The sequence below is a fragment of the Vibrio sp. 10N.261.51.F12 genome (genome assembly GCF_041471725.1).
Classification (GTDB): Bacteria; Pseudomonadota; Gammaproteobacteria; order Enterobacterales; family Vibrionaceae; genus Vibrio.
Map to the genome: position 1 here is coordinate 17,254 of NZ_JBFROV010000040.1, position 12,641 is coordinate 29,894.

The 12,641-nt window shown below is 40.8% G+C and carries 8 protein-coding genes and 1 pseudogene; 6 read left to right on the plus strand and 3 right to left on the minus strand.

Going from position 1 to position 12,641, the window contains the following annotated elements; genetic code table 11:
- Window positions 1–181: 181 nt before the first annotated feature.
- Entirely contained in the window at window positions 182–607 is a 426-nt protein-coding gene (locus tag AB4405_RS21055; RefSeq protein WP_102471119.1) for a phosphate-starvation-inducible protein PsiE, read from the plus strand.
- A gap of 248 nt (window positions 608–855) precedes the next feature.
- Here the strand turns inward: AB4405_RS21055 and AB4405_RS21060 are convergent, their stop codons facing one another.
- A complete protein-coding gene (locus AB4405_RS21060) occupies window positions 856–1,443 on the minus strand; it encodes a porin family protein (protein ID WP_372062699.1) in 588 nt (195 codons plus the stop codon).
- An 850-nt stretch (window positions 1,444–2,293) separates the two neighbouring features.
- Here AB4405_RS21060 and AB4405_RS21065 point away from each other — a divergent pair.
- Complete coding sequence (locus AB4405_RS21065) at window positions 2,294–4,990, plus strand: polysaccharide lyase 6 family protein (RefSeq protein WP_372062700.1); 2,697 nt, start codon at window positions 2,294–2,296, stop codon at window positions 4,988–4,990.
- Between the two features lie 803 nt (window positions 4,991–5,793).
- Here AB4405_RS21065 and AB4405_RS21070 read toward each other — a convergent pair.
- Window positions 5,794–6,009, minus strand: a pseudogene (locus tag AB4405_RS21070) (transposase); the annotation flags it as partial.
- 315 nt (window positions 6,010–6,324) lie between these two features.
- Here AB4405_RS21070 and AB4405_RS21075 point away from each other — a divergent pair.
- Together AB4405_RS21075 and AB4405_RS21080 are read left to right on the plus strand one after the other, a co-directional pair.
- Window positions 6,325–7,734, plus strand: a complete 1,410-nt coding sequence (locus AB4405_RS21075) for a sulfatase-like hydrolase/transferase (RefSeq protein ID WP_372062701.1) — start codon at window positions 6,325–6,327, stop codon at window positions 7,732–7,734.
- A gap of 89 nt (window positions 7,735–7,823) precedes the next feature.
- Window positions 7,824–9,059: an anaerobic sulfatase maturase gene (locus AB4405_RS21080; protein WP_372062702.1), complete on the plus strand. Its 1,236-nt coding sequence runs from the start codon at window positions 7,824–7,826 to the stop codon at window positions 9,057–9,059.
- An 83-nt stretch (window positions 9,060–9,142) separates the two neighbouring features.
- On the opposite strand, the gene AB4405_RS21085 is transcribed toward AB4405_RS21080, so the two are convergent.
- The gene (locus AB4405_RS21085) at window positions 9,143–9,937 is read right to left on the minus strand and encodes a helix-turn-helix domain-containing protein (protein ID WP_372062703.1); all 795 of its coding nucleotides are present in this window, start codon (window positions 9,935–9,937) and stop codon (window positions 9,143–9,145) included.
- Window positions 9,938–10,275: 338 nt separating this feature from the next.
- Here AB4405_RS21085 and AB4405_RS21090 point away from each other — a divergent pair, with 338 nt between their 5' ends.
- A complete protein-coding gene (locus tag AB4405_RS21090; RefSeq protein ID WP_372062704.1) occupies window positions 10,276–11,994 on the plus strand; it encodes a cytosine permease in 1,719 nt (572 codons plus the stop codon).
- Between the two features lie 12 nt (window positions 11,995–12,006).
- Window positions 12,007–12,330 (plus strand): L-rhamnose mutarotase, encoded by a 324-nt coding sequence (rhaM, locus tag AB4405_RS21095; protein ID WP_372062705.1) that lies wholly within the window; start codon window positions 12,007–12,009, stop codon window positions 12,328–12,330.
- The last annotated feature ends 311 nt before the right edge of the window (window positions 12,331–12,641 follow it).

Genomic DNA, 12,641 nt, shown 5'->3' on the forward strand with positions numbered 1-12,641 from the left:
GTAGAGCCTTATTGGACACGCATTCAAAATGTGTGTGGGGCTTTTATCTAAAGGCATGATGGGCTGTGGATCGTGTCTAGTGTTTATGGAAGGTAATAGAAAGGCGACGACGGGAGATTGCGCGATTAACGCTGATGCATGCTAATCTAGAATATAGATTAATCATTTTTGAAGAACGTTTATGCCATCCCACTTACCGAAATCCTTTAGTAAGCCTTTTTTGAAGGTTTTTTACGTGCTTGAGGCCGTGTTGTTAGTTGCCATTACGCTCGCAACACTGTTTGCTATGATGGAGGAATTCATGCACGTTTTCACTGAACGCCGAGTTCAGTTGACCGATATCCTTCTCATGTTTATCTATTTAGAAGTGTTGGCCATGGTTCAGCAATTTGTAATGAACGGGAAGATTCCGGTTCGTTATCCTATCTATATCGCCATGATGGCGATAGCTCGGTATATCACTCTAGGCATGAAAGAGTTGGATGCAGTGCTAATCGTTTGGCTATCTGTTGCTGCCTTTATACTCGCGGCCGCGACGTTATTGATTCGAGTCGGGCACCATTACTGGCCTTATGTAGATATCAGAACTAAGCGGCCAGATGAGTAAAGACTGATTGAGTAAACCTAGTTATTTTAACTAGGTTTTTATCCAATATCGCTCAATATATCATTTAAATCTGGCTACTCTATTGAAGAAGCAGCCAGATCATATGATGTTAGAAGCTCAAATATTTTTTAATAAATCATCTTTGAGCGCTTATGTATTAATTGCTATTAAGCACCCCTACCAATAAATATTATTTGCTACTAGATCGTTAAATCACTAAAGATTATTAGCTTCATTCACTATAATATTTAGAATCGGTACTGAACACCAAGGTTAAAACCACTGTGTGTTGCCGTAAAATCAACATCACTGTCAAGATCTATCTTCACGGCACGATAGCCAATTGTTGCTACCATGTTTGGTTGAAATCTATAGCCTAATTCAGCACCATATTGCCAGCCGGTATCAGTAGAGGTATCAGATTCATTGCCAGTACCTGTATAAACTGTTGCTTCGGTGCGATATTGACCTATACCCGCTAATAGACCAACATAAATTGGGCTATTCTTAATATGGAACTTTGGTCTTAAATTAAATGATAGCCCTTGCCCAGACACCTTCAGAATAGTCTGTCCACCTTCTTTATATTTACCTTCTCCTAACCAGCGGTATTCAGCTTCAAACCCAATGGTTACGTTAGGAGCCAATGCTATATCGTAGCCAGCATTAATATTGACAGGAAAATTGTCAATATCTGCATCGGCAGACGTTCCTTGTACTTCAAGCTCTACCGAATTTAAGACACCTAATTCAATACCAGCGTATGCACCTTCGAGACTTTCTTGAGCAAAAGAATAGGTTGGTAATAACGCCAGTAATAATACCGTTTTTTTCATTGTTACATCCTTGATAGTTTATAGACCTAAGTAGCGGTCGCTTTATTTTTATAGATTAATCACCACTGCTACCATTAAAATGCAAGTGCATTATGTAGCATATCACATGAACTATACTACTATCAGATATGAAGTAAATAGAAAACTAACCAAACCTGGTTTAATAATACTTAGATGTTAATGGTACTAACTAAATTCACATAAAAACCATTAGATAATTAACGAAATAATCCATATGGAAATTTTTACTTTAGGACATTGAGATACTCATTCTAAGTCGCCACCGTTTTTATGGTGCAGTGGTTAACTTAATCGTTGTCGTGTTGTTGAATGTTACCAAAAACAATGATTCAAATTTATTGGGCGTCAGAAATTTATTCTATTGTTGAGGTGTAATCTGACAATAATATTGAATTATGTATCAGATTTGTGTAAATCGATGAAACTGAGTCAATAACCCACGAACTGTGAGTTTTATCGTAATGCCACCTTAGCAACTACATCACAATAATAAAGGCAATTAGTACTACAGAGTTATATTGAATTGATCGGCTCATTTAAAAATCAGAAGTTGAATGATTACGTTGTTTAGTATTGATTGCCGACGGCTATTGCCAAAAAACCGCGACTTAGATCATCGATAGACTATTTGGTCTGTCGGTAACCTAAAGCTTCAGCGGCATCGTCACCTAAAAGGGGTGCGATCCTAGATTTGAATCACAGATTCACGTTGTAAGCCTGTCAATGTGTTTCACACCTCAAGTAATTGTGTTGAGAGTCACAGAACAAACGCCTTATTTATCACATTGTATTACAAAAATACAAGATGATATATTTGCATGGAGAGTATATGAAGTTAGGTAAGCTTAGTTTTTTGATCATCGCAACATTACTTGCAGGTTGTAATAGCGATTCTAATACTACTGGAGACAGCACTACGGGCGGTACGCCTCCTGTAGATCCCAAGCCTCCTGGTGAAGTGACTGAAGGTGAAAGTCATGATGTCATCGCCGATATTCTTCCTGCCGCCATTTTATCCGTTCCGGATGTTATTTGTAGCGAGGTATTCACCTCAACTTCTGCGTTAGAAAGCGCGGTATCAAAAGAGATGCAGGCAGGCACTACGTTTTGCTTGGCTGACGGGACTTATAACGATCTTGAGATTACCTTTGGTGGGGTTGGTACCGAAGACAATGTCATTAAAGTCGCCGCCCAAAATTCAGGGAAAGTGGAAATAATAGGTTCGGCAAAAATTATTATGGGTGGCAGTTACGTTCAGCTGCAAGGGTTTGTTTTCAATGGAGCATCAAGCTCAAGTAGCAATTTGATCAGCACTCGTTTTGGTACCGGTGACCTTTGTCACCATTGCCGAATTACTGAAATAGCTGTTATCGATGTGGATGCTGATCAAGGTATTAGTTCAGATGATTCGACTTCGGGAGAGTGGATTCATATTTACGGGAAAAACAATTGGCTAGATCATAGTATCTTGAGCGGTAAAACCACCGCATCCCCCATGATTTCATTTAACCGCTGGGTAGATAGCAGCTGGGATGAAGCGACTAAGGTCGCGGAACTAGCACAAGGTATCATTGTTTATAATAACTACATCGCGAACCGAGCGCCTGCCAAGGGGCAAATGTATGCACAAAGTAGCGATAACAACTATGAGGCAATACGAACAGGGTTAAGTGATACGCATCATTATGATGGTGATTCATTCATTGTCGGTAATCTTTTTGAGAATATTCAAGGTGAAGCTGAGGTTGTGTCGAACAAAGGCACAAACAATACGATTAGCTTCAATACGATTCGTAACAGTTATGGTTCGGTTACTACTCGACATGGTGGCGGTGCGACTATTAGTAATAACTTTTTCTTTGGAGAAGACTACCCGTTAGCTGGCGGAATACGTTTAGTTGATGGTGATCATACGGTAACCAATAACTACATAGAAGGGGCTCGCTACAAAGATACCACGCATCATGGCGGCATAGTGATGATGGGATCTGATGGTGCGGGTGATGGTGACAATGGGTACCAAGAATTCTCAAATGTTCATATTGCGCATAATACTATCGTCGATAGCGTAAACAGCCTCAATATCGACGGTGGTGGAAAGTCATCAGCCCCTAAACAAGCTTTCCTCGCTAATAATCTAATAGACCTTGCTATTGGCCCGGTATTGACTCAGTCAGAGCGCGGCTTCGATTCTTCTTCACAGATCACTGGCAATATTATCTACGGGCAGGCCTTTGCAGATAGTGATAGCTTGCGGGTTGGTGAGCCTGGGTTTGAATTTATCTCAGCAGCATTAGAAAAAGACCAGTCCGGAGTTTATCGTCTATCGAATGATTCGCCTAATCTCGATGCCGTCAATGATTATGAAAAAGGAGAGTTTGAAGCGGTTTATATTGACCTAGATGGTCAAGTTCGCAGTGAAACAACCCTTGTAGGGGCGGATGAGTCATTTGCTAGTGAAGCGATTTATGCACCATTAAACTACGAGAATGTTGGACCGGTAAACTATACGTTACCCAAGCCGGTGGCCATCATGATTGAATCCCCATTAAATAATGCCTCATTTGATGAAGGTTTAGAGGGATGGTCATATCAAAACGCTCAGTTAATCGAAGGTAGTGACGCATTTTCTCGCAACAGCAGTATTATGGTTGGTGCGAATAGTGAATTGTCACAAGCCGTGACGTTAGCGCCCAATACTCGCTATAACGTGTCTGCGTTTGTTAAAGGCGCTTATCGTATCGCAGTCGGTGATGGCGTTACGTTAGAAGGACAAGCAAAAGCAGATGAATATACATGGGTAAATAAAGAGTTTGTTTCCGGTAGTGGTGGTGTCGCTGAACTGGTTTTAGGTTTGCCAAAAAGTGTCCAGCTATTTGCTAATGTAGCCGACCCTCAATTAGGGCTTTGGCGACAAGATTCAGGAAGCAGTGATGTTTGGACTACATATGAAGGTAGCAGTAGTGGTAATGGCGATGTAGGAAGTTCAGGAGACAGTGCGTTTAATGATTCTGAAGGAGAAAATGGTTCTGCAAGAATTCGTTATAAATCCAGTGAATTATCACATGATTTTGAATCAAAACCGGGGCTCAGTCAGGTTGTCAGTGGTTTACCTCTGCATACGGATATGACGGCATCAGTGTATTATTGCGATAGTAAAGGTGACGATTCAATCAGCACATTACATTTTGGATTACGCCAACCTAATGAAGGAACGATTGCTGCAGATAGACGTGCGCATGTCAGTGAACTTGATGATGCCGACGTGGGCAGCGTAAAAAGCTGTTTTCGTAGGGTTACATTAGACTTCAATACTGGTGACAATGACACGCTTGAATTATTTGCTCTGATGGAAGTAAATACCGATGAGTATACCAACGATCAACTGATGGCACACAATCAGTACACGGACAACGGTTTTGAAGTACGAGTAGATGAATTTGCAATAAGCTATTCTGGTGAACCAAGTGATGAACTTGTGGGATATTTAGATGAAATCAGACTTGTTAAACGTGTAGAGCGTTAAGTTAAAACTCAGTCTTCATATAACGTTAGATTCTATGCAGCTGCCTTTATTTTGGCAGCCGCAGCCCTGTTTATTCGGGGGGGGGCACCATTACTGTCCGTATGTGGATCTCAGAAATAAGCAGCAAGATGAGTAAAGGGCAATGAGATAAGTTGGTGCCGTATATGTGGAAAAATGTTACTACCAAGCGGTAGTGCAAAACGGCGGCTTGTTGAGTTTTTTGTTTTTGCTCTTCAAATCGATGTTCAAACAGAGGACTGTGGATAGCGGGGATTTGAAACCGGAACGACTAGATTCCAGTTCTACTAAGGGTTAGATAGCGAATGTTTTAGTACCTACGTTCAGTACAAAACGACTAAAACTAGATGTATAAATACAAAAAGGGCGATAACTCAAAGAGTTACCGCCCTTTCCAAACGTTTGGCTGTCGTCATCGTAATTTGAATCTTAAATATTTGATTTTTATATTTAAATCTATGTTCATTTTTGTAAAAGGTGCTAACTGGGTGTTTATTTTTATTTGTTATCGATTGATGGCTGTTACTAGCTTTTTGAGGAGTTGAACTCCCGCCCACTCTCTATTAAATGATTATCATTAGTATTTATTGCTTGGGTCAATCAATCTAATATATTTCACATACATATCACTCCTATGTATCCACCAGCACAGGAGTTCATTATGCCCACCTCGATTATTCAATTAATTTTGCTCATCCGCTTTCATCCGACACCAGATGCCCAAATGACTCATACAATCAACTCACCTTAAAGCCTAGCGTACAGAGCTTCGTCTCTTGCTATCAAACAGAGTGTAGTGGCATAAAAAAAACTCGTTTCACCATGAGCGCTGTCGTGATAGCTAAATCACTGAACCGACGTGGCCTCCCGCGCTTGTTCTGTTTGCTTTGCGCCCAGCCACTTATCGCTTCTTCATCAATCCAAAAGGTCAGAGAACCACGGTTAATGAGTGATTGGTTGTATTGCTTCCAGTTGGTTGTTTTGTAACAGGGTTTAGGCATAGAGCTTCGAGAGGGAGTGGACGTAGCTGACCAGATCGTAGGTTTTGGATTTAGTTCCACTGAATTACGCAACAAAGCCGTGATGAAGTCGAAAGTGGGACCGTAGCTAACGAAGATAGTTCCCAGTTTCAGTTCGGCAGATCATTTACTTTGGCATAGTTGTGCGGCAGAACTTCATAATCTTTGAAAAACTGCAAGGGCTACCAACATCATCGCTACAATTCTAAGGTTTGAATGCCAAGTAAATCATAAGCTTAATGACGCTACCTAAATGGCAAATTTGGCCTGTAGTTTAATTATAAATGAGGAACATGTATGAACCTGACAAGAAAGGCTCTTTCGAAAGCAATCAGTGGGTTAGTGCTTAGCGCAACTATATCTATGCCAGCTTTGGCCTCTCAATCCCCTAACATAGTATTCATTCTTACCGATGACCTTGGATTCAATCAGATTGGCGCCTACGGCGATACCCTAATCAAAACACCGAACCTTGATAAACTCGCTAATAACGGAATACGATTTACCCAAGCTTATGCTGGTAATACTGTAAGTTCACCTTCTAGAGTGTCGTTGTTTACTGGACGAGATAGCCAGTTGATGCGTAATAACTCCAACACAGTCCAACTCGATGAAATGGATGTAACTATGGCTCATGTTTTAAAGCACGCCAGTTACGATACTGCCATGTTTGGTAAATATTCCATAGGTTCACAAATGGGTGTGACCGACCCACTAGCAATGGGGTTTGACACTTGGTACGGGTTGTACTCGATCCTAGAAGGTCATAGGCAATACCCTCCTGTTATGTGGCGTGATGGTGTTAAGATCCGTATGAAAGAGAACGAAGGTGGGAATAAAGGAGCATATGCTCAAAAGCTATTCACAGATGAAGCAATTCAATACATTAATGGAAGAGACGATAATCCATTTTTCGTTATGTTAAATTATTCGTCACCTCATGCTGAGCTAGCAGCACCAGATAAGTACATCAAACAATATGATGGTGTGTTTGATGAACAACCTTATTTAGGCATGTCTACAGGTACACCTAGTGATAAATATGCTTCTTACTACCCAGAAAAAATAGACAACCCTAAAGCGACATTCGCAGGCATGGTTACTGCTTTAGATGACTATGTAGGTATGATTATAGAAACTCTTGAAAGTAAAGGAGTTGCTGATAATACTATTATCTTCTTTACATCCGATAATGGCCCTCATGATGAGGGTGGCGGTAACCCTGAGTTCTTCAAAGCCTCAGCTCCTTACCAAGGCATGAAACGTGACCTGTACGATGGTGGGATCCACGTCCCTATGATCGTATCTTGGCCTGCAAACATCAAAGCCCCCCGCGTTGATGATACTCCTTGGCACTTTGCAGATGTACTTCCGACCTTTGCTGATGTGGCAGGAGTACCAGTTGAGAATATACCTCGATACAACTCAAACGGAGTTTCAATTAAACAAATTTTGAACGATAAGCCACAACCACTTGATGAGAGAACTCTCTACTGGGAGTTTGGAAAACAAGCTGGCGACCCGAATTCAGGAATTGTTGGTGAGGTTTATCAAGCTGCCAGAAGAGGTGATTGGAAGGCTGTTCGATACGGTTCAGAAGGTCCCATCGAGCTTTATGACATCATGAGCGATCCCGGCGAAACACAAAATATTGCCGATGATAACGCAGAAGTGATGACTCACTTTACTCCGCTTTTTAACAAATAATAGTTGCTAATTCTGAAGTTGAGTAGACAAACGCTATCAACCCAACTTCAGATACTAAATCTTATCTACTGATTTCTGTGGAGCTTCCTATGATAGAAACCACGATACTTCATACAAGTACCGTAGAGCACTATAGTGCTGTCACCAAACCTTGTGGTTCAACATGTAATATGGACTGTAGCTATTGCTTTTATTTACATAAGGATGACTTGTTATATCAAGGAAATACAACAAAAATGTCATTCGAACTTCTAGAGTTGCATATCAAACAATATCTAGAATCACAACACGGAAACTACGTTGAATTCATATGGCAAGGAGGTGAACCGACATTACTCGGTTTAGATTACTTCAAGAAAGCTGTTGCTCTGCAAGCAAAGCATGCAAAGCCTGATCAGCAAGTTCTAAACTCCTTTCAAACCAATGGTCTAAAGATTAACAAAGCGTGGTGTGAGTTCTTCCTAGAACACAACTTCTTAATTGGGCTTTCAATAGATGGGCCTAAACATATTCACGATATCCACAGACGCAGCAATGCAGGTAAATCTACGTTTGATAGAGTTGAGAAAGCAGCAAAGATGCTTAGAAGATATGGTGTAACCTTTAATGCTCTATGCGCGGTCAACAACAATAATTCAAAGTATCCCAAAGAAGTGTACCGCTACATCAGAGATACCGTTAAACCTCGAGTCATTCAATTCACACCAGTGGTACAAGCACAAAACTTTCAAATGGAGCCTTCATTTGATGTAGTCTTATCATCAACCATAAAGGTTACCGAATTGCACTTGAATACCCGTGTAATGGAGTGGAGTGTAAAGCCAAAAGATTGGGGCCAATTTCTGGTCACCATATGGGATGAGTGGTTTAACAATGACTTTGGGGAGGTCTTTATCGATAACTTCGAAGACATAGTCGCAATTACGTTAGGCTACGGAAGTCAAAAATGCACAAGTAGCGCGCACTGCGGGAAGGGACTAGCGATTGAACACAACGGAGATGTTTATTCCTGTGACCACTTTGTTTATTCCGATTATTATCTAGGCAACATTGTCGAAACTCACCAAGGAGACTTGCTGGCATCTACAAAACAAAAAAACTTTGGCATTGCCAAATCGACTTCACTCCCATCGTATTGTAAGAAATGTCAATACTTGAACTACTGTCAGGGTGAATGCCCAAAAAATCGTATTATTTCCTCACCAGATGACGAACCTGGCCTCAATTACCTTTGCGAAGGTCAAAAAATGTTCTTTAGAAAAGTTCTATTAACTACCCCTAAACTATTGAAAAGAATTAATGCATGTTCGGCCTCGAATTTTTAAACTAAGGCAATAATACTGTTTACGCATAAAGGTGGCGAAAAAGCCACCAATGCTAAATGGATAAAGAAAAAGGGATATATAGCTTACCTGCCTAAGTCCCTCATCCGTACCTCTCTAGGAGTTTGATTAAAGACTTGTTTAAATTTAGTAGAAAAGTAATTACTGTCCTGATAACCGACCCTAAAAGCAATATCTGTAATTGATTGATCAGTATAAATAATATCAGAAAATGCTTTACTAGTGCGTGTGTAATGCAGATATTGATTGAAGTTCATCCCGGTTAACTTCTTAATACTATTTGTCAATTGACGTGAAGATAATTTTACTGCCTCAGCAACTTCATCAATTTCGTTAACGCCAGCATAATACTTTTGGATACGAGATAGAGCATAATTGGCTTTATCTTCATTATTTAGTAAAACAACGCCGTTTATTTTCCCTCGCCAAAGTTCAAGGATAATCTGCTGAAAAATACACTCAGTAATCATGCGTGATTCTACGCTATCGATACGTGACTCAATATGTAAACGCTCAATTAATTGACGCACATGCTGAGCAGTACTTTCATTAATAAACCACCCTGTTTCTTTATCCGACTCGGCAGGCATAAAACGTTTCAGGTTAGAGCTAACTTGCATTTTATCTTTTTCAAACAGTATATTACTTAAATAAAGGTCATCCACTGTTTCGAATAAATGACGATCTTCCTTTTTAACAAAGCAGACGTAATTTTTGCTTAGATTCATCGGCACATCATTCATGACATGCGTACCACTACCTTCCGAAACAATAATGATTTCTTCAAATGAGTGAGCATGCTCAGGAAAAGGTTCCTGAGGAGTACGAAGCTCGGTAGTAACTGGACTGTTAGAGTTCATAAAAAACTCTCTCGATTTAAGATAGATCATTCTACACCTTTTCATTCCCTAAGTTTAATTTAGAGGTTTTAAGTTCTATTTACCTTGTCGAGCATCTCAGTTTTCTCCATACCTTTCTGGGCATTCTTCAAAATGTGAAGAGAGAGTTGCTGAACTTAAAAAACTCACCAAAATACCAATCTATGATGCAATTTCTCTAAGGTTTAATTTTTGTCAGATTTGTAAGCTTTCCTAATCCCCTCGTCCGCTATATGAGTAAGATAGGTGATTCAGAGGGAAGTTAATAAAAATACTTAAAGACATCAGAAACAGAAGCTTACAATTAGCAAGGAGACAACATGTCTACAACGATTACCTCTACAGAAACGCAAGAAACAGAAATATCCCTCAATGAATATGAACAAGAACGGGTGCCCAAGCATAAGCTGCTTGGTTGGCGGCACTTTCTCGGCTCCTATTCCGGTGAACATGTAGCAGGTACCGAGTTTGTCATCGGTGCTGCTTTTGTCGCATGGGGAGCCAGTACCTTTGATATCCTGGTAGGCCTGTTGGTTGGTAACCTTATGGCGGTACTTACCTGGGCATTAATCACAGCTCCTATTGCAACCCAGTCTCGATTAACCGTATACGAATATCTACGCAGAGTCGCAGGGCCCGGTTTTAACAAAATCTATAATGTGGTCAATGCCGTATTGTTCTGTGCACTAGGCGGGGCCATGATCACGGTGTCAGCGTCGGCAGTGCGTATTTTGTTTGATATTCCAGCACAAACCCATTGGTATCCAACCAGTGCTGGGTTTATAGCAGTGGCTCTTGCTGTCGGAGCTATCGTTGTCGCTATCGCTGTATTAGGCTTTCAAAAATGTGCCCAGTTCGCTACCGTTTGCTCTCCTTGGTTATTGATTATCTTCATAACAGGAGGAATGGTAGCGCTTCCTGCACTGAGCAATATTGGTAATGGTGAAACCTTTATTGGTTTCAGCCAGTTTTTATCTCTTGCAGATCAATACATCTGGACGGGACAAACACCTGATGGTTCACCATCATTGACGTTCTGGCAAATAGCAGCTTTCGCTTGGGTATGTAACTTAGCAATGCACGGTTCTCTTGGTGATATGGCGCTACTACGTTTTGCTAAGAGCTCTAAATACGGTTACTTCTCAGCATTTGGCATGTTCTTCGGCCACTATATTGCATGGATATGTGCAGGTGTGATGGGGGCGGGTGCAATGTTGCTTATGCAAACTAGCATGTCTAATCTAGACGCTGGTGGCATCGCTCACGCTGTACTTGGGGCTACAGGTATCGTGGCGGTTATCATTGCTGGTTGGACAACCTCCAATCCAACTATCTATCGAGCTGGTTTAGCGATTCAAAGCATATTCCCGAATAAATCGAGAGCATACATTACGACAATTGTTGGTGTTGTTACCGTTGCTATTGCTTGCTTCCCATTTGTATTCACACGTCTACTTGATTTTGTTGGCTACATGGGGCTATTACTAGCACCGGTTGGCGCAATCATAGTTGCTGAGCATTGGGTATTTAAGAAAATTGGCCTGACTTCGCTATGGTCTAAATACCAAGGGAACGATCTCAACAAAGCTGCTCTTTTCTCTTGGGTAATAGGCGTCATTTTCGCTGTTACTTGTGAACGGCTAGGTTTCTTACATTTATTCTTCCTATTCGTACCAACTTACCTTCTATCTATGGCTATTTACATATTGCTAGCAAAATCGATGGGCGCTGGCGATGATTATACGAAGGAGGAAGCGGAATACCAAGAAGAGCTCAAACAACGTGAAACATACCATACTGAACTAGCTAAGCGTGAAGAACAACAAACCGAAGCTAAACCCGCTAGCACACTAGAGAAAGTATCAGCAGCGGTTGCTCTTGCTTCTTTGGCATCAATCGTAATTTCTGCTCTAAACGTATGGGGAGCCGGTGCGGACTATCAAGCGGCTTTCGAAGCCTTTAAAGCTTTTGCGATTTACCCAACCGTCATTTACTTTATTGCGGCAACAACTTGGATTACTTTACGCGACAAAACATAAGAGAGCGTTCGAATGAATGATTTAATTAGAAAGGCTTTTATTATGCAGTTAAATGAAGGCTGTAAAGTGGAATATAAACAGCGACATGACGAAATATGGCCACAACTAGTTGATGTGCTAAAAAGTCACGGCAGCCACAATTATTCAATATTTTTTCACGAAAAAACTAATCAACTGTTTGGGTATGTAGAAATCGAGAGTGAGGAACGTTGGCAGCAAGTATCTGAAACTGAAACCTGTCAGAAATGGTGGGCTTACATGCAAGAAATCATGGTGACTAACCCTGATAGCTCTCCGCGATCTGTTTCGTTAGATTCCGTATTTTATCTAGCTTAACGACCCCCTAAGCCCCGCCTCATTGCGGGGCTTATTATTTTGAGCCGCAACAAGATTACCCACAGTTTTTGTCCCAGAATTTCAGCCACCTACTTCTTTACGCCTAGAGAAGGGGCTCGTTATGAAAAGCAATCCTCCATACTGTTTTAATCTGTATTTTTCTAGTCTTAAAACACTATTCATCAAAAATTTGAAATACCGCATAAGCTTCTTGAAAAAAATGCACTAGATACGTTTTCTCATGAGGATTCGTTAAGTTATTCATCTGCAAAAAACGGTGTAATACCTCTAAAGAACGAGAGGTGATATTC